Source organism: Aquimarina sp. RZ0, from assembly GCF_008370685.1.
Taxonomy (GTDB): Bacteria; Bacteroidota; Bacteroidia; order Flavobacteriales; family Flavobacteriaceae; genus Aquimarina.
In genome coordinates this window covers 33,014-51,301 of sequence record NZ_VTZU01000027.1, presented here as the reverse complement: position 1 = coordinate 51,301, position 18,288 = coordinate 33,014, and the positions used below count along the sequence as shown (strand labels likewise).

Annotated in this window: 13 protein-coding genes and 1 other RNA gene; 11 read left to right on the top strand and 3 right to left on the bottom strand. The window is 32.6% G+C overall.

The window, feature by feature from the left end; all coding sequences use genetic code 11:
* Nucleotides 1–44: 44 nt before the first annotated feature.
* Nucleotides 45–1,169 carry an HlyD family secretion protein gene (locus F0000_RS11895; RefSeq protein WP_188112105.1) on the top strand — a complete coding sequence of 375 codons (1,125 nt, stop codon included), beginning with the start codon at nt 45–47 and terminating at the stop codon, nt 1,167–1,169.
* A gap of 345 nt (nt 1,170–1,514) precedes the next feature.
* Here the strand turns inward: F0000_RS11895 and F0000_RS11890 are convergent, their stop codons facing one another.
* Both F0000_RS11890 and F0000_RS11885 read right to left on the bottom strand, forming a co-directional pair.
* Nucleotides 1,515–3,983 (bottom strand): TonB-dependent siderophore receptor, encoded by a 2,469-nt coding sequence (locus F0000_RS11890; RefSeq protein WP_149624939.1) that lies wholly within the window; start codon nt 3,981–3,983, stop codon nt 1,515–1,517.
* 34 nt (nt 3,984–4,017) lie between these two features.
* Complete coding sequence (locus tag F0000_RS11885; RefSeq protein WP_149624938.1) at nt 4,018–5,706, bottom strand: M23 family metallopeptidase; 1,689 nt, start codon at nt 5,704–5,706, stop codon at nt 4,018–4,020.
* 180 nt (nt 5,707–5,886) lie between these two features.
* Here F0000_RS11885 and F0000_RS11880 point away from each other — a divergent pair, with 180 nt between their 5' ends.
* The 4 genes from F0000_RS11880 (at nt 5,887) to rny (ending at nt 8,261) form a co-directional block, all read left to right on the top strand.
* A complete protein-coding gene (locus F0000_RS11880; protein ID WP_149624937.1) occupies nt 5,887–6,177 on the top strand; it encodes a hypothetical protein in 291 nt (96 codons plus the stop codon).
* 7 nt (nt 6,178–6,184) lie between these two features.
* On the top strand, nt 6,185–6,475 hold the full coding sequence (locus tag F0000_RS11875) for a cell division protein ZapA (protein WP_149624936.1): 291 nt from the start codon (nt 6,185–6,187) through the stop codon (nt 6,473–6,475).
* A 57-nt stretch (nt 6,476–6,532) separates the two neighbouring features.
* Nucleotides 6,533–6,640: non-coding RNA, 6S RNA (ssrS, locus tag F0000_RS11870), on the top strand.
* A 55-nt stretch (nt 6,641–6,695) separates the two neighbouring features.
* Nucleotides 6,696–8,261, top strand: coding sequence for a ribonuclease Y (rny, locus tag F0000_RS11865; RefSeq protein ID WP_149624935.1), 1,566 nt, complete (start codon nt 6,696–6,698; stop codon nt 8,259–8,261).
* Nucleotides 8,262–8,862: 601 nt separating this feature from the next.
* Here the strand turns inward: rny and F0000_RS11860 are convergent.
* On the bottom strand, nt 8,863–10,170 hold the full coding sequence (locus F0000_RS11860; RefSeq protein ID WP_149624934.1) for a DEAD/DEAH box helicase: 1,308 nt from the start codon (nt 10,168–10,170) through the stop codon (nt 8,863–8,865).
* Between the two features lie 2,027 nt (nt 10,171–12,197).
* Between F0000_RS11860 and F0000_RS11855 the strand changes: the two genes are divergently transcribed.
* The 6 genes from F0000_RS11855 to F0000_RS11830 all read left to right on the top strand — a co-directional run bounded on the left by F0000_RS11855 (nt 12,198) and on the right by F0000_RS11830 (nt 18,275).
* A complete protein-coding gene (locus F0000_RS11855) occupies nt 12,198–14,306 on the top strand; it encodes a T9SS type A sorting domain-containing protein (protein ID WP_149624933.1) in 2,109 nt (702 codons plus the stop codon).
* A 658-nt stretch (nt 14,307–14,964) separates the two neighbouring features.
* On the top strand, nt 14,965–15,504 hold the full coding sequence (gene pyrR, locus F0000_RS11850) for a bifunctional pyr operon transcriptional regulator/uracil phosphoribosyltransferase PyrR (RefSeq protein ID WP_149624932.1): 540 nt from the start codon (nt 14,965–14,967) through the stop codon (nt 15,502–15,504).
* Nucleotides 15,505–15,532: 28 nt separating this feature from the next.
* Nucleotides 15,533–16,462 (top strand): aspartate carbamoyltransferase catalytic subunit, encoded by a 930-nt coding sequence (locus tag F0000_RS11845; RefSeq protein WP_149624931.1) that lies wholly within the window; start codon nt 15,533–15,535, stop codon nt 16,460–16,462.
* A 4-nt stretch (nt 16,463–16,466) separates the two neighbouring features.
* Entirely contained in the window at nt 16,467–16,799 is a 333-nt protein-coding gene (locus F0000_RS11840) for a ribonuclease Z (protein ID WP_149624930.1), read from the top strand.
* A gap of 54 nt (nt 16,800–16,853) precedes the next feature.
* Entirely contained in the window at nt 16,854–17,306 is a 453-nt protein-coding gene (locus tag F0000_RS11835; RefSeq protein WP_223148898.1) for a thioredoxin family protein, read from the top strand.
* Between the two features lie 63 nt (nt 17,307–17,369).
* Nucleotides 17,370–18,275: a ribonuclease Z gene (locus F0000_RS11830; protein WP_149624929.1), complete on the top strand. Its 906-nt coding sequence runs from the start codon at nt 17,370–17,372 to the stop codon at nt 18,273–18,275.
* The last annotated feature ends 13 nt before the right edge of the window (nt 18,276–18,288 follow it).

Sequence of the window (18,288 nt, the reverse complement as noted above, 5' to 3'; positions counted from 1 at the left end):
TGATTTTTTTTAAAATCACTTTACTGTTTAGTGCCATAATTTTGATGTCACTGATATTTCTGAAAATAGATGATACTGTTTATTTTGCTAATGGTTTAGTATACTCCAAAAATCCTAAAACACAGATCAATTCGCCTATTGAATCAACTATAGCATCTATAAAAGTTACGGAAGGACAGGAAGTAAAAAAAGGAGATACACTCGTAATTCTTAAGAATGCAAAGGTAACCTCAGAATATAATATTTTTAATTTAGAGATAGAGGCGGCAAAAAATAAGATAATTATTTTGAAAAAAATAGTCTCCAAAGCTCAGGAAGAAAAAGAACTTTATCTCAGGCAAATACAAATTAAATCAGATATGTTTGATGTAAGTAAACTGAGTTTAAAAAAAGAAGTGCTTAACTGGAAAGAAAAAAACATTTTAGCCGAGAAAGATTATATGCTCACCAAAAGTAAGTATAAAGCAGATTCAATTTTATATTCAAAAGGAGTCATCTCTAGAATAGAATTTGAACGTCAGCAAAAAGTAGTACTGGAAAACAAAAAAAAGAATTCTGAAATAAAATTCACATATGCCAAGAAGAAGTATGAACAGGAGAACTTATTCAATGAAAAATTAGAAAGTAGAAAAAAAATAGAAAAGCAAATTTTGGATCTGGATCGAGATATTGATTCTTACAAATTAGAAATGGCGAAATTAGAAATTGATATAAAAAACTCTCTTTTTAATCTTGATTATATTACCGAAGAGAAAAACAAATTAATTATACGATCACCCGGAGACGGAACCATCTCTTTTCTTTTTAATACCAGACAAAACAGGAAACTTATTGAAGCAGGTACTCCGCTAGTTGTTATATCACCTGCAAAAGAAGAATTCTATGCAAAAATTAATCTGGGAGAGGAGAATTTACTATATATCAAAAAAGGTCAAAAAGTTCAATTAAAGTTTGATGCATATAATTATTATAAATACGGAGGTATCCAGGGAAGTATTAGATATGTTTCACCATCAAAAATAGATGGTGATTTTTATTGTATAGTAGATTTTGATACCAGAAATTCAAATATTCATTTAAAAGCAGACTACATTATAAGAGGAGATATTATCATAAATAGTCTTAGAAGTTATGAGTATATCTTTAAAAAAGTATTCGAAAAGATATAAAAAAACAGGTGTTGAGATCATCTGGAAACAATACACCAATAGGGCCGTATAAACGGTAAGGTTTTTTTAAGGTCTTAAAAGATAGCGTCGAGTAGCAGTATTTTTTTTAAAAAAAGGTTGCTTTTTCAAACTAACTTGATATCATAGAAATCATTTTGACTTTTTGTTTTTAACCGAAAATGAGATGAAATTTGTACAGATGAGACATTTTTTGAAAGCCATAACCTGGCTACACCTAAAAAAAGTAACAAAGTATGAGTCAATTTTATCCATTCTTTAGGAAATAGAAAAAGTCAAGATGAATTACTAATAAAGGTTGTTTTTTTATTTGATAATCAAGTGTGTCTAAAATTTCATTCCTAAACGCACATTAAATACTCTTGGTGTTAAGAAGTTAGGGATAGAAAATTGTCGTCTGGTAGCAGCATCTCTAACAAAGGTGTTTGTGATTGAGTTTCTATTATCAAAAACATTAAAAATCTCAAAACCAAGATTTAATTCTTTAAATTTATTAAAGAAACTACCTTCTTTGAATTTTTTGTTTTGGTCTACAATGATATAAGATACTCCCAGATCTGCTCTTCTGTAATCTCTAAGACGGCGATCTCTAAAATTCTCTCCCCGACTATTCTCTTGATATGGATCCGCAAAACTTGGGGTACCCCCAGGGACTCCTGTTTGATACACCAGATTAAGATACATTTTTAGATTGGGAATTGTTGGTACATAGTCCTGAAAAAGCATTCCCACTTTTAGTCGCTGATCTGTAGGTCTGGAGATATATCCACGATTATCAATATTTTCTTCTGTTTTTAAATACCCAAGGCTTATCCAGCTTTCTGTACCGGGAACAAATTCACCATTTAATCTAAGGTCAAAACCTGCCGCATAGGCTTCTGCATTATTTCTTGCCCTATATCGGATTCTTACATTTTCTATAGTATAAGGGTTGACATCAGTTAGTTTTTTATAGTAGGCTTCTGTGGTAAGCTTAAACGGTCTTTTCCACATCTGGAAGCTATAATCGTTACCCAAAACTACGTGGATGGATTGTTGTGCCTTTACCTCTGGTATCACCACTCCCAAAGAGTCCCTAAGTTCTCGGTAAAAAGGAGGTTGATGATAAAACCCGCCAGAGAGCCTGAAGATCATATCTTTTTTCCAATTGGGTTTGATCGCAACCTGAGCTCTTGGGCTAAATACGGTTTGCGAATTACTAGTAATCCCATCACCAGAAACATCCCAAAAATGAGATCTGACTCCTATATTGGTCCATAATTCGTGTTCCTTTATATTCGTTCTAAGACTGTATTGGGCGTATCCCGAAATTCGATCTATGGTTGCCATATTAGTTGCTCTTACACTGGTAAAAGGTACTATTGGACTTGCAAAAGGGTTGTAGGGCTGATCATTTATAAAATCATCTATTGGGGGGCGAATAGAAAAACCTGCAGAATCAATAATTTCAAATTCCTGAATTCTATCCCTTATATCTTCTGATGTATACTTAATACCCCAATCAAACTGATGGTCATCCGCAATATACGTTCCTTTGTGCTCTAGATTAAATATCAATGCATCCAGATCATTTCTGGCGTGTGTAAGTTGAGACCCTATCCCTTCATTAAATTCTACTTCTCCCAGATCCTGACTTCCTATATCATTGTTAACTGTTCCTAAAAAATATTCTGCAAGTATATCAAAATGTTCTTGCTCTTGTGTTTGATAAGCAGAAGCAATTAATTTTAGCGTTAGATTTTCATTTGCTTGATATGTGCCTTTTAAGGCTCCAAAATAAGTTTCGTATTGATCTTCTTCCTGACCTTGATAAAAAATTGAAAGTGCTATCGGATTAGCGATAGTGCCAAAGTTAGTTTGTCTTGTAAGCGGCTCATAATCATATTTGTTTATAGCAATATTTCCTAAAAACCCTAATTCGAATTTTTTGGAGATATTGTAAGAGAGGTATGTTTGTACATCTGTAAATCTAGGTCTGAAATTTGTTTCAGTTTGTCTGGCATCTACTAATAAGCTATTATCTCTATAGCGTACACCTACGATTCCTGCAAATTTTTTGTCTTTGGATATCGTACCGGCAGAAATACTTCCTCCTAAGAAGCTAAGATCCGTAGTGATCCCAAAACGTGTAGGTCTGCGATAGGTAATGTCTAATACAGAGGATAGTTTATCTCCGTATTTTGCCTGAAAACCTCCTGCAGAAAAATCAACGTTTCTCACTAAATCTGTATTCACAAAACTTAATCCTTCTTGTTGTCCGGATCTGATTAAAAAAGGGCGATAGACTTCAATCTCGTTTACATATACAAGGTTTTCATCAAAATTACCACCTCTTACAGAGTATTGAGTACTTAATTCATTATTAGAACTAACGCCGGGCAATGTTTTTAGTAATCCTTCTACACCTGCATTGGCAGAAGGGGTTATTCTGATAGTTTCTGGATCCAGCGTGGTAATTCCCTCTACTACCTTGCGCTCACGTCCCGTAATAATCACCTCACTGATCTGTTCTATATTGGTTTTCAGAATAGGGTTTAGCTCATATTCCTGATTATCTTTTAAGTTTATTGTAAAAACGATATCTTTAAATCCAATATAACTTATTTTAATCCTTATGTCTTTATTAGCGGGTATTGACAGTATATAAACCCCGTTTTTGTCAGTAAGCGTTCCATTTGTTTTATAAGAAACGTTTGCTCCGAATATAGGTCTATTGGATACGTCTAAAACGACACCTTTTACAGTAGCATTTTGGGCAGTGGAACTGAAGCTTATCAAAACTATGCAAAAAAGCATGAACAAGTGAAGATTTTTCAAAAAAGTATATTGTTTAGGGTTTTCTAAAGAATGTTGTTTCAAATGTAGTATTATTTCCTACTTTATCTAACACAATAAGTTTGAATTTATTTTCCGTGTCAGTAATTACTTTATCATTAAAGTCATAAATTAACATTCCTGTTTTATAGTCATATTCCATTAAGATAAATTTTCCATTGATTGTAGCTCTATAACTTGCAATGCCTGTGTCTTTGTCATTTATTTTGATTTTTAGGAAATTAGCTTTAGACATCCATTTTTTATTTGTTACGTTTATCGGGACAACTATTGGTTTTTCTATATCAGAAAATATAGAATAAGAACCGAGCGTTCTTGTTCTTGTCGATAATTTATTTTTTTTCCGATACGTTTTAGAATAATAATGATTGTTTTTATACCCCAATTGCCCGATATACAGTTTCTTTTTGTCAGCAGCCGCATAATTAGAAACATCAAAAACAATAGAAATTTTTTTGTGTAAGGGTATTTCGTCTTTATGAAGCTTCAAGGTATCTCCGTTTGCCTCAATATCTAAATATGTATTTTCATATAGACTTCCTTTGGGAATAAATACATCAAAAATTCCAGAATTATATGTGAAATTTTCTGTTGACTTAACAAAGTTATTGGTTTTTGTTACTTCTTTTTTTGTGATCTTATCCATAAATTGCCCCTGCACAGGAATATCTATGAGCGTGGTGTTATTTTTAAAATCGTTGATAAAAACTTTGATAGTATAAGATAAACTATCCTCAATATTGATAATTCCATTGTCTACAGCATTTTTATAGATAGTCAGTGGATTGTTTTTTTCAATGAAAAGTTTACTTATTCTGTTTCTGTTTTTTTTGTAATGTTTGTAATCAATTAATCTATTTATATAACGAGTTTCAGAAAAAGAAAAACGATTCATTTTTAGTTCAAAATTTTCTTGACCATTTACAGAAGTAGAAATTTTATAGATCCCATTTTTATTTGTGGATAGATTTTGTTGATCTATAGTCGAGACTCCAATCCCTATTTTTCCAAAAGCCTTCACTGCAGCTGCTTTAAAACTGCCATCTTTTTGAGGTGTTAGTCTCAATCTACTTGGTTCTTGAGCTCCATCAATATGAGCATTTTGTGCTAAGTCATATATCCACACACTGTTTACAATGGGTTTTTTAGTGTCTTCTACATCAATACCAAAACTTAATGGATTCATGGGTCTGGCTCTGGCATCTCTGATTTCAAAATGTAAATGCGGACCTCCACTTCCTCCTGTGTTACCGCTATATGCAATGATATCTCCTTTTTTTACTGTTAAAGTTCCTGATGTAGGGAAAAGTTCTATCTCGTAAGATTCTTTGGCATATTGTCGTTTTTTGATATAGGCTTCTATTTCTGGAGAAAACTTTTGTAAATGAGCATATACAGATGTGTATCCGTTGGGATGTGATATATATATAGCTTTTCCATATCCGAAATTAGAAATTTTAATTCTGCTTACAGTACCAGAAGCAGCAGCATATACGTTTAAGCCCTCTTGACCATTTGTTTTTAAATCGATGCCCGAGTGAAAATGATTAGATCGTAATTCTCCATAGGTGCCAGAAACCGCCAAGGGGACATCCAGAGGATGCATAAAATAATTTTGAGGAATGTCTTTTTGACCATATCCTATATAAAATTTAAGGATAATTAATAATAAAGTTGTTCGCATAGAGAGTAAATGTAAATATTTAGGTTTTAAAATTAAAGTGATGTTTCGTTAAAAACTAAAAGACTATAAATTAATCACTTGCTTGATATGATAATATAGAGTTAAAATTAGTTTAAAAACTATTGGGTTTTTTCAATTGGTATGTTAACTTTGTGTAACGAAGTATTGTGTAAAAGTATAATGAGTGATTTAATTGAAATTGTTGATTCTCTGGAGAATAAGATAAGCAAGTTACTCCATAAATATGAATTAGTAAAACAACAAAATGCTGATCTTAGAAATAAAATTAAGGATTTAGAATCTAATTCAGACGTATTGGCAGATCAATTAAAACAATGGGAAGAAAAATTTAGTGCACTCAAGAATGCAAATGCAATGCTAGGCAGTGACAAATACAAGAGGGAAACTAAGCTCAAAATAAATGCTTTAATAAGGGAAATTGATGTGTGTATTACACAGTTATCAGAGTGATTGAAATATGGCAGACAAGCTTAAAATCAAAATATCAGTTGCGGATCGCGTATATCCGCTTACAATTAATCCTGATCAAGAAGAGGGATTACGTAAAGCTGCTAAAAAGATTGAAGCTATGATTAAGCAATTTGAGCAAAGTTATGCAGTTAGAGATAAGCAAGATGTATTAGCCATGTGTGCTTTACAATTTGCAGCACAAGTAGAACAAAAAGTTATAGATAAAGATAGTGATGATGTAAACGTATCTGAGCGGTTGAATGCTCTTAATACGTTGTTACATGATCATTTATCTTAAAAAACGTTCTTTAAAATAAATAGGTTACTGCCTGCACTAGTTATTATTTTTTGATAAACTCAACAAGAATTATTTAAAAAGGGTGAGTTTAAGTTGTAAAAGCGCGCCGCCTCGTCGCGGATTCTTGAGCAATTTGTTAACCCTAAACCTGTTTTTACAGAGTTTATACAAAACCCAAACTAGTGCAGGCTTTTTTTATATATAAACATTAACTAGAATTATGGATAACATTATATTTTTGATTGTTGCTGCGGTGGCAGGTTTGGTGATAGGTTTTATCATCGCTAAGATTTTGGAGCGCAATAAAGCATCAGAAATTATTAAAAACGCTAAAAAAACTTCTCAAAGCATTATAAGAGATGCTAAAAGTGAAGGAGAAACCATTAAAAAGGATAAAATACTTCAGGCAAAAGAAAAGTTTATAGAATTAAAATCGGAGCATGAAAAAGTAATTCTTTCTCGCGATAAGAAAATGGCTGAAGCAGAGAAAAGAACAAGAGATAAAGAATCTCAGGTGTCTAATGAATTATCTAAAAATAAGAAGTTAAATACTGATCTTGAGCAGAAGAGTAAAGATTATGATCATCGTATTGATTATCTCGAAAAGAAAAAATCAGAATTAAAAAAATTGCACAAAAGCCAGGTTCAACAACTAGAAGTTATATCAGGTTTGTCTGCAGAAGATGCTAAAGAGCAACTTATGCACTCACTGAAAGAGCAGGCTAAAGTAGATTCTATGGCACTTATACAGGGTACTATCGAAGAAGCGAAGCTGACAGCTCAGCAAGAAGCCAAAAAAGTTATTATTAATACAATACAGCGCATAGGAACTGAAGAGGCGATAGAGAATTGTGTATCCGTTTTTAATATCGAAAGCGATGATGTCAAAGGGAGAATCATTGGTCGTGAAGGTAGAAATATAAGAGCAATAGAAGCAGCTACGGGAGTAGAGATTATCGTAGATGATACTCCAGAAGCGATCATATTGTCTTGTTTTGATTCTGTACGAAGAGAAGTTGCCAGATTATCACTGCATAAATTGGTGACAGATGGTAGAATTCATCCAGCACGTATAGAGGAAATTGTAAAGAAAACCAGAAAGCAGATTGATGAAGAAATCATCGAAGTTGGTAAAAGAACTGTCATTGACTTGGGAATTCATGGTTTACATCCTGAGCTGATAAAAACGGTAGGGAGAATGAAATACCGTTCTTCTTACGGGCAAAATTTGTTACAACACTCTAGAGAGGTTGCAAAACTGTGTGGAATTATGGCATCAGAATTAGGGCTTAATCCCAAATTAGCAAAAAGAGCCGGATTGCTGCATGATATAGGAAAAGTACCAGACACAGAAACAGAAGTGCCACACGCCATTCTGGGAATGCAATGGGCAGAAAAATATGGAGAAAAACCTGATGTTTGTAATGCTATTGGTGCTCACCACGATGAAGTAGAAATGACAGCATTGATTTCTCCTATTGTACAGGTCTGTGATGCGATAAGTGGAGCGAGACCAGGTGCAAGAAGGCAGGTACTGGATTCTTACATCCAAAGATTAAAAGATTTAGAAGAGATCGCCTTTGGATTTAATGGAGTTAAGAAAGCGTACGCTATCCAGGCGGGTAGAGAATTGCGAGTGATTGTAGAAAGTGAGAAGGTAAATGATGAAAGAGCGGCTAGTTTGTCTTTTGAAATTTCTCAGAAAATACAGACCGATATGACATATCCGGGGCAGGTTAAAATAACAGTGATTAGAGAAACAAGAGCTGTGAATATTGCTAAATAATATTTATTTCAATCTTACTTAATAAAAAGAGAATCGTTGTTGTATGCGATTCTTTTTTTATTTGAATGATAAGGTCATTTTGGTGTAATACGATTTGTGATTAAAAAATTCGTATAAATTCATTGAATTATTTTTTCTTTATGCAAGGCAAAAAAATCAAGCATAGCTATAGCTACGGTTTATTTTTTAAACGAAGTAGAAAGGAAAAAGAAACGATGAATATGCGAAATTTTTAGTTATAAATCGTATAATACCATTTCTCGCATAAAATTACCTTAAAATCATTTCTTTTTGTTCTATAAGATGAGTGCTATGAAATAAGAAGCATTGATAGTGTCTACTATCTACGAATTTTCTTTCTTGCCTGAATTAAAAAATAATTTGATTCAGTTTACTCGATAATTGAGATTTAAATGCTCCGAGGCTTGCCTCGAAATCAAAATGTTTTTTTTTTTTCAATAAATGCCTGAGCTTGCCCCGAGGTAGTTTACGGCGATTTCATCTAAGACTGGTAGAATACCTTTTTCTGATAAAAGTTATCCATTCAGATTTCTGGTTTTAATCAGGTGTTTTTAAAACAAGGAAATAGGTGTAAAACTCATTAAATAATAGAGATACGTACTTTTTTCTTTTTTAATCGGGTATTATTGACCATTTCTATAGTTTTCGTTACTTTAGAGGTACGTACAGCAACAAATGCACAATCTTGTTTAATTTCTATGACACCCAGATCGTCTTTGTTAAGTTTTCCTTGTTTAAAGAATAATCCTGCAATATCACCTTTAGATATTTTATCTCTTCTTCCGCCGGTAATAAATAATGTTTTCCATTCTGGGACAGATGGGGCAGCAGCATCTTTTAATTCTACGATTTCTGCATCTTTTATGAATACAGGTAATTCTTCATCTTTCCATTTTAGAATATAGGCAGTTCCTTCAGAATTCATTCGGGCAGTTCTACCATTTCTATGAGTGAATTCTTCGCTTTTGAGAGGAAGATGATAATGAATAATAAACTTAATCTCAGGAATATCAATGCCTCTAGCCGCAAGATCTGTAGCAATAATAATCTGATGTGTACCATTACGAAACTTGATCAATGCTCTTTCTCGATCTTTTTGCTCCATACCTCCATAGAAACAACCATGACTGATTGAGTTCTGGTGGAGAAAATCACTGACACGCTGAATTGTATTTTTAAAATTACAAAAGATGATTCCTGGTTGGTTGCCTAGATTGCACAATGCTTTCACTAATGCAGGGAGTTTATCTTTTGTTTCGGATACAATCGTTTTTAACTGTAATTGAGAAAAGTTATCGTCTAAATAATTTATTTGTATTGGTTTTTCTAAACCGATAAATTCCGGAATTTCTACACCTTGTGTAGCAGAAGTAAGTATTCTTTTTTGAATTTTGGGCAGTGCATTGAATATTTCGATCATTTCTGATTCAAAACCTACTTCTAGAGATTTATCAAATTCATCAAGTACGATAGTTTGAATATGTTCCACAGAAAAACTATCTCTTCTTAATCGATCTGCTATTCTACCAGGTGTGCCGATAAGAACAGCTGGACGATGTCTTAAGTCTAACCTATCTTGTGATCCGGATCTTCCACCATATACAGCGTTAATTTTATAACCTGATCCCAGGTCTCTTGCTACCTGTTCGACCTGAATGGCTAATTCTCTGGATGGCACAAGTATTAGAACCTGAATTTCTATGCAATTACTATCTAATCCGGCTATGACAGGTAGTAAAAAAGCCAATGTTTTTCCTGTTCCTGTAGGGGAAAGCAGGATAATATTATCGCTTGAGGTAATTGCTAGTTTAGCTTCTTCCTGCATGGGATTCAATGATTCAATTCCCAATTTATTAAGGATGTGTCTTTGCTTGATCGTATTAACCATAGGGCAAAGGTACAGTTTAATACAAACATACGCTTGTTTTGTGATGGCTTGTTGTGAATTATTAAGAGTGTAATAACGAACTCTGGTATATGTATTATTTTGAGTGAGTCCTTTATACGGAGAATGACAAGAAGAAGACTAAAATTCGGTTTTATCAAGTATGAAAACCGCAGATAGTATTGTGTGTTTAACAAATAGAGTAAAACAATAGTTATCAACAATTTTAGTAAGAAAAAAACTACTTAGATATGTTTTATTTGAATTTTTTTATATTTTATAACTATAAAATTTAGTATTATGAAATATTATTAACAATTAATGAACATAATATTTGATTAATTGTTAATAAATAATTATATTTACTATAATTAATCCTAAAATCACACAGAGATGAATTATTTTTACGCTTCTATTGAACTTATCTTAAAAAGTGTTATTGATTTTTTAAGAGACCTTCCAGGTGCATCTAGTTATGCGATGCGCAAATAAAAAAAATGTCTAATGTATTTTTATAAATTTGTGTTGGAGGTTGTCTGGTAAACGACCTCTTTTTTTTGCCTATATTTTTGATCTATTTACATTATTGTAAAAGCCGTTTATGATAAATTTGGTAACCAATCAGGCTACTATTTTTTATGAAAAAAATTAAATACTTTTCTTAGTGGCTTTTATTATGTACGTATAGGAAGATCTTGAATAAGTTCTTATTATTTTCTTGTTTCTCCTGCATTTGCATACTTCCTAATTAATGATCACTTTGCTTTATTCAGATTAGGTTATGCCTACTGGTTGTCAAACTATAATTACACTGACGGTCTAATTTGAGGGTGCTACAGTTGTATAATACGATTTGTGATTAAAAAATTCGTATAAATTCATTGAATTATTTTTTCTTTATGCAAGGCAAAAAAATCAAGCATAGCTATAGCTACGGTTTATTTTTTAAACGAAGTAGAAAGGAAAAAGAAACGATGAATATGCGAAATTTTTAGTTATAAATCGTATAAGTATAGTAGAAATAACACCTTAATGTTAGTTAGTAGAGTATTGAGGACGGATCTCCTGTAGTTGTATTGATGCGATCAACAGTTTTACCGATCTCAATACGGCATCTCAATTTATAAGGAGGTCTATTCGCATGATTTTATGCTGATTCGATCAGATTTATGATTTTGAGTTCAATTCTAAATCTAGAAAAACTTAATTTATATATTTACTTTTTTATTCGATAATCGAGATTCAAATACTAAGAGACTTGCCTCGAGAAAGTGCATTCTCTGTTTTAGATAGTAATGTCAATGAATTTTTATAGTAGTTCATCAACATCTTTTGCAAAATATTCAAAATGCCTGGATGGAATATGTTATTAAATGGGCTAACATTTTAGAGTACTGCTAGCTACTAATCAAAGTGCGATGATTCAGATTTTAAGATACTTAAATTATAATGTGAATTAATTGTTAAAAATTGTAAAATATATCACAAATAAACTTACTTAAGATGATAAGTGTACTTTTGGGTTAAAATAGAATATATACTTGTAAATATTGATGAGTTAAAGAAAATGTCTCCAATATATATTTGCAACACGGATAATAGGAATGATAAAACCTAAAAATTATGAGGATTATTATTGATCGATGTCTGTTAGTACCATATAGTAGTTGTATTCAGTAATGTTACGAATGCGTCAAGGAGAGTTTCAGGAGAGATCATTCATGGTTACTATATATTAACAGAAATTATAAAGGGTGAAAATTATCTCTTAGGGATTATAATAGAAAAGTGCTATTGAATAATAAATTAGATAAAATATCATCCTACTCATATATTTTCATTTTAACAATGTACCTAACGGTGTATGTTTTGTAGAAACGGAAAAAGAATTTGAAATATAAGATAACACTAATATTAAAAAAAAATAACCTAATAAACTCATTAATAAAGTAATATATGATACACAATTAGAATTTAATACATTAAAATTAAAACCACAATTAAAACTTAACACTTTTAAAACCTCACAAATGAAAAAAGTATTTCTTTTTACAGCTTTTTGCTTTGTTTTGAATAATTTATTTGCACAAATAGATACAAGCACGCAAAATGGCCCTATTAAAAAATCTATGATATTGTTTACTCAGGAATCAAGTGCAACTCCTGTTAATTATGATCAGTATAAAGCTGATGGAGTCTTCTGGGGACATATGCCAAATAGAAGTATTGAATCCGATACGACCATGGATGAATGGATCACAAGGGTAGAAAATCAAACATCAAATGACAAGTATTACTTTGGTCGTGGAGAATTCGACTGGGGTTGGAAATGGATGATCGACTTTATGGAAGATCCAGAATCTAACTGGGCAAAGGATCTCAATGGTAATAATATCCCCTGGAGTACAGAGTCGTACATGGGACAAACTCATAACTGGCAGAGCCATCACGGACCAGAATTTCTGGAATGGCTTAAGTATCAGGTTGATCGAATGGATCTAAGTCAGGTGACTCATATGATGTTCGATTCGCAAACATCCGCTTCTAGAACGGTGCATTGGTTGGGAGGAGATTTTTCTATTCACTCCATGAATGGATTTAGAGAATACATGAAAGAGAAATACACGACTGAAGAATTGAACGGTATGGAAATTTCTGAAATTGATAGTTTCAACTACCGTGAATTTTTATTAGATAAAGGGTTCACTCTTGAAAGTTATAAAAGTCAAGCATATAGTATTGAAGGGAATATTCCTCTTTATAAAGATTTTGTTTACTTTCAGCGCCAAGCACTTAATGAGGTGATGGAAGAGTTGTTTGAATATATTGATACGATAAGACCTGGAATCGCAATTGGGGCAACAACGAATCTAATTGAACCAAGAGGGTATATTTTCTCTAATCGTATGACCTATCTTGCTGGTGAATTTTTCCATGCTCATGAAACTGAAAAAAGCCCCCCTTTTAAGCCAATATTACACTATAAGGCAGCTGAGGAACTTGATAAGACTTTGATATACTTCCCGTATCCTGATGCGTTTAAAGCTTTGTATGACAGGAGTGCTCCTCGTCAGTCTCGTGGCTGGATTGCTCAAGCATATGCCACAGGCTCTATTTTTACTATTCCAGGAAATGTATGGATAGGAGGCAATGATACCTGGGATCTGGGGTCAGAAAATCTTGCCGATCTTTATCAATTCATTCATAATCATGGTGAATTACTTGACGATTATAAAGCGGTTTCAAATGTGGCACTTGCATATTCTGTGTATGCTTCACTCCTCGAAGGAGGAATGGACGGTAGTATTACAGCACGTCAGACATTAGAGCGCTTGGTAGAAGAGAATATTTCATTTGATCTGAAAATATTTGGGGATCCCGATCGTCCAATCGCACCTACTGCCGAGCAACTGAAAGAATACGAAATAGTTATTCACGATAGTGATGTTCAATACTTTACAACAGAGCAGAATCAAATACTAAACGAGAGTGGTTCTAATGTTGTTTCCATTGATAACGCGGATAGTATGATAGAACGTCTTTCCTGGAAAATAGATGTTTTAAGTGAGAATACTGTTCGTAATGATCTAATCTCTACTTTCCCTAGAATTTCCTCTTCTGATTTGTCAGCACCTTATGTGCTTCATCTTCTGAACAGAAAATACAATGCAGCAGAGGATAGTGCGCAAACTCATGATGGTATCTCAGTAAAAATCCCTAAAGATATGTTTGGGAAGTCTATAATAGGAGCTAAGCTTCACCTGCCGGGTAAACCCTCAATTGATTTATCACTTCAAACAGATGATTCGGATATTATAACTCTGGATATCGGAACTTTTGATGCTTGCTGGGGAATAGTTGAGTTTACTCACGATACTGTTCTGTCTAATGGAGATATCAACCCAGATTCAGAAACAATCTCGTTGTATCCTAATCCTGCAAATAAGTATATAAATATTAGAAATTTGAATAGAGGTGGTATTACATCTATCAAAATATTTAATATTCAAGGGAAACAAATCATGAGTAAATCAATTGATTCAAATCCTATAGATATATCAATTCTTCCAAGAGGTATTTATATATTGAAAATTAATAACTCAGGGAATACGCTAATTAAAAAATTGATCAAAAACTAATAATTTTTAAGACGAAAATGGTGTAAAGCCTTTTTTCGAACTTAATTCTTAAAGATAATTTTTTTGTATTTTTTGTATTGGATTGTGACACTGTCTTTATGTGGTGACTGTGTTGCAATCCAATAATAATATATAGTATTGCAGATCACTTTTGATAGACAAGTTATAGAGTGAAAAGTCAACTCAAAGCGTACTCAATACCTTCTTTATTGTCATGATATTACCTTGTAAGTATGCAAGGATTCCATAATCTATTTCTGTATGTTCTCTAACATCTCTGTTGAACTGGCTATAACGATACATCCTGAATGATTAGCTGTAGTCTGCAAAACGTAGAAGTATAGTGGTTTCTCGCGTTGCTTTGAGTAATTCTGAAAACAAATAACCTTTTCCAAATTATTAGGAACGTTGGTTACACGCTCGATCAATATAGTCTATTTTTTTTCCTTTTGTATTTTCTATTAATTTTAGATCGAATTTATACGCAATTGTGCTCATATCTACATAGGTCATGACGAATTTTGATGGGTTCTGTTGTTTCGACTAAAATGTTTTTGGTTTCAAGTATACAAACAGATAAAAAACTTATACTATCCTATTTGCCTTAATAATTCTAAATTTTCATTACTTTTGTATTCCAGATATCCATTTGGAGATTATGAGTCAGAAACTACTACTTAGTGCGAAAGAGGTACATATAATTCTGCACCGTTTAGCTTGTCAATTAATTGAAAATCATACTCATTTTAGAGAAACAGTACTAATAGGAGTGCAGCCTAGAGGCGTATTTCTTGCTGATAGAATAAAAGAGGTTTTAGAGAAAGATTATTCACTTTCTGATGTCAAGTTGGGCTATCTTGATATAACTTTCTATAGAGACGATTTTAGAAGAGGAGAAAAGCCTTTAGAAGCTAATAAAACACATATTGATTTTGTGGTAGAAGATAAGCGGGTTGTGTTTATTGACGATGTGCTGTATACAGGGCGAAGTATACGTTCTGCATTAACAGCAATACAATCATTTGGGAGACCTAGTGAGATAGAATTACTCACATTGATAGATAGGCGTTTTAGCAGGCATTTACCAATACAACCTAATTATCGGGGACGACAAGTTGATGCGATTAATCAAGAAAAAGTAAAGGTGCATTGGTTGGAGAATGAAGGAGAAGATGCTGTATATCTAATCAATAATTAAAATAAAAATAAATTAAGAATTAAAATTAATGAGCGAATTAAGTGTAAATCACTTACTAGGAATTAAATATGTGACCAAAGAGGATATTGATCTTATCTTTGAAACAGCCGATCATTTTAAAGAAGTAATTAATCGTCCAATAAAGAAAGTTCCCTCGCTCAGAGATATTACGATCGCTAATTTATTTTTTGAGAATAGTACTAGAACAAGGTTGTCTTTTGAATTAGCAGAGAAAAGACTTTCTGCGGATGTAATCAACTTTTCTGCAGCTTCTTCTTCGGTTAAAAAAGGGGAAACTCTAATAGATACTGTAAACAATATTTTATCAATGAAAGTTGATATGGTCGTAATGAGACATCCCAATCCCGGTGCTGGTGTATTTCTATCCAGACATGTGGATGCAAGTATTGTAAATGCAGGTGATGGAGCGCACGAGCATCCTACTCAGGCATTGCTGGATTCATACTCTATTAGAGAGAAACTTGGAGAAGTGCAAGGAAAAAAAGTAGTGATTGTTGGTGATATTTTGCATTCCAGAGTTGCGCTGTCTAATATTTTTGCACTTAAGTTACAAGGCGCAGAAGTAAAAGTGTGTGGTCCTAAAACGTTAATTCCTAAATATATAGAAAAGCTAGGGGTTGTCGTAGAAACAGACCTTAAGAAAGCTTTGGAGTGGTGTGATGTGGCAAATATGCTTCGCGTACAGAATGAACGGATGGAAATTAGCTATTTTCCGTCTACAAGAGAATATACCCAACAATTTGGAGTAAGTAAAGAATTATTAGAAAGCCTCAATAAAGAAATTGTAATAATGCATCCAGGGCCCATAAATCGTGGAGTAGAGATCACGAGTGATGTTGCTGATTCTAATCAAGCCATAATATTGGATCAGGTACAAAATGGAGTAGCAGTGAGAATGGCAGTTATTTATCTATTAGCTTCAAAAATTAAACAATAAGTATATGATATTTAATAAAGAAGGTTCTACAACCATAATTACACAGGAAAAAGCTACCATCATTGAATTTGTAAAAGGTTTAGAGAATAAATATGAATCCATGAAAAATGATAATATTGTTGTTAATCTTTTTTCTTTAAAAGATATAAAACCTCAAGATATCAATGAGTTTCTTAGGATTTCTAATATCCATAAAGCGGCAAAACGTTCTTTTGTTATTGTAACAGATAGAATTTCTTTTGATGAATCCCCTGCAGAAATGACAATCGTTCCCACATTAATAGAGGCTCTTGATCTAGTCGAAATGGAAGAAATAGAGAGAGATCTGGAATTCTAATAAAAGGCTCTTTTTTCTGTGTAATGAATTTAAAATTAGTACGTCTTACTGTGTATGAATAAATTAGCCCCAATTATTCTTGTGCTCTTTTTTATGCTTTTTAATCAAATTAGCGCACAGGACTGGAAATATGATTTTGAAGAAGCAATGGCTTTAGCAAAAGAAAAAGATCAAAATATTGTATTGTTGTTTACGGGATCAGACTGGTGTCCTCCTTGTATAAAATTAGAAAAGAAAATATTTTCTAATCCCGAGTTCAAACAATTTGCGGATAAGAAGTTTGTTTGGGTTAAGGCAGATTTTACCAAACGGAAAAAGAATAAACCATCAGTAGTACAGCAACAAAAAAATAAAGAATTAGCAAGGCGTTATAATAAAAAAATGATTTTTCCTGTTATTTTGGTTATAAATAAAGAAGGATCAGTTTTGGGAGCAACAGGTTATAGAAAAATGTCTCCCAAAAAATACATTGATTTATTAAACACTTTTGATACTTTTGGAAATTGAAATTGATTAATAGAAAGGTTTAGAGTATCTTCACCTTCTAGTTAATAAAGAAGGTAGAAAATTTTGAAACTTACAATTTTAGGTTGCTATTCTGCAACTCCAAGAACATTTACAAATCCAACTTCTCAAGTATTAGAAATAAATAATCACATTTTTTTAATAGATTGTGGTGAGGGTACTCAGGTAGAACTCAGGAGGAATAAAGTCAAGTTTTCCAGAATTAATCATATTTTTATTTCTCATTTGCATGGGGATCATTTTTTTGGATTGGTTGGTTTGGTATCTACATTTAGAATGTTGAACAGAGAAAATGCATTACATATTTATGGACCAAAAGGCATTAAAGAAGCTATTACTTTACAGTTAAAACTTTCTAACTCCTGGACTGATTATCCTTTGCATTTTCATGAACTTAATAGTTTGGATTCTGAAGTGGTTTTTGAAGATGAGAAAGTTGTAGTGAGTACAATCCCTCTTCAGCACCGTATCTATTGCAATGGGTTTTTGTTCAAGGAAAGACCAGGAGATAGAAAACTCTTGATGGATAAAGTGCTTCATCATAATATTGATATGGCATACTACAGGTCTATTAAAAAAGGTAAAGATGTAATGTTGGATACTGGTGTTGTAATTCCTAATAAAGAATTGACAGATGATCCAAAACCTGTAAAAAGCTATGCCTTTTGTAGTGATACTCGATATGATGAAAAGAAAATTCCTTTGATTGATAAAGTTAGTGTATTGTATCACGAAGCTACATTTTTGGAAGATAAAAAAAGTTTATGTCTTAAAACAGGACATAGTACTGCTATTGAAGCAGCTACCATTGCCGAAAAAGCAAATGTAGGAATGCTGATCTTAGGACATTATTCTACCAGATACAATAACATAGAATTGTTTAAAGAAGAAGCTCAAACCGTTTTTATGAATGTAGAGGTTGGAGATGACGGTAAAGTTTTTGAACTTTAATTTTTAACATATA

Bases quoted from the DNA above. Each gene is read 5' to 3' on its own strand.
- F0000_RS11895 (WP_188112105.1), top strand. From the start codon at position 45: ATGTCACTGATATTTCTGAAAATAGATGATACTGTTTATTTTGCTAAT.
- F0000_RS11890 (WP_149624939.1), bottom strand. From the start codon at position 3,983: ATGCTTTTTTGCATAGTTTTGATAAGCTTCAGTTCCACTGCCCAAAAT.
- F0000_RS11885 (WP_149624938.1), bottom strand. From the start codon at position 5,706: ATGCGAACAACTTTATTATTAATTATCCTTAAATTTTATATAGGATAT.
- F0000_RS11880 (WP_149624937.1), top strand. From the start codon at position 5,887: ATGAGTGATTTAATTGAAATTGTTGATTCTCTGGAGAATAAGATAAGC.
- F0000_RS11875 (WP_149624936.1), top strand. From the start codon at position 6,185: ATGGCAGACAAGCTTAAAATCAAAATATCAGTTGCGGATCGCGTATAT.
- rny (WP_149624935.1), top strand. From the start codon at position 6,696: ATGGATAACATTATATTTTTGATTGTTGCTGCGGTGGCAGGTTTGGTG.
- F0000_RS11860 (WP_149624934.1), bottom strand. From the start codon at position 10,170: ATGGTTAATACGATCAAGCAAAGACACATCCTTAATAAATTGGGAATT.
- F0000_RS11855 (WP_149624933.1), top strand. From the start codon at position 12,198: ATGAAAAAAGTATTTCTTTTTACAGCTTTTTGCTTTGTTTTGAATAAT.
- pyrR (WP_149624932.1), top strand. From the start codon at position 14,965: ATGAGTCAGAAACTACTACTTAGTGCGAAAGAGGTACATATAATTCTG.
- F0000_RS11845 (WP_149624931.1), top strand. From the start codon at position 15,533: ATGAGCGAATTAAGTGTAAATCACTTACTAGGAATTAAATATGTGACC.
- F0000_RS11840 (WP_149624930.1), top strand. From the start codon at position 16,467: ATGATATTTAATAAAGAAGGTTCTACAACCATAATTACACAGGAAAAA.
- F0000_RS11835 (WP_223148898.1), top strand. From the start codon at position 16,854: ATGAATAAATTAGCCCCAATTATTCTTGTGCTCTTTTTTATGCTTTTT.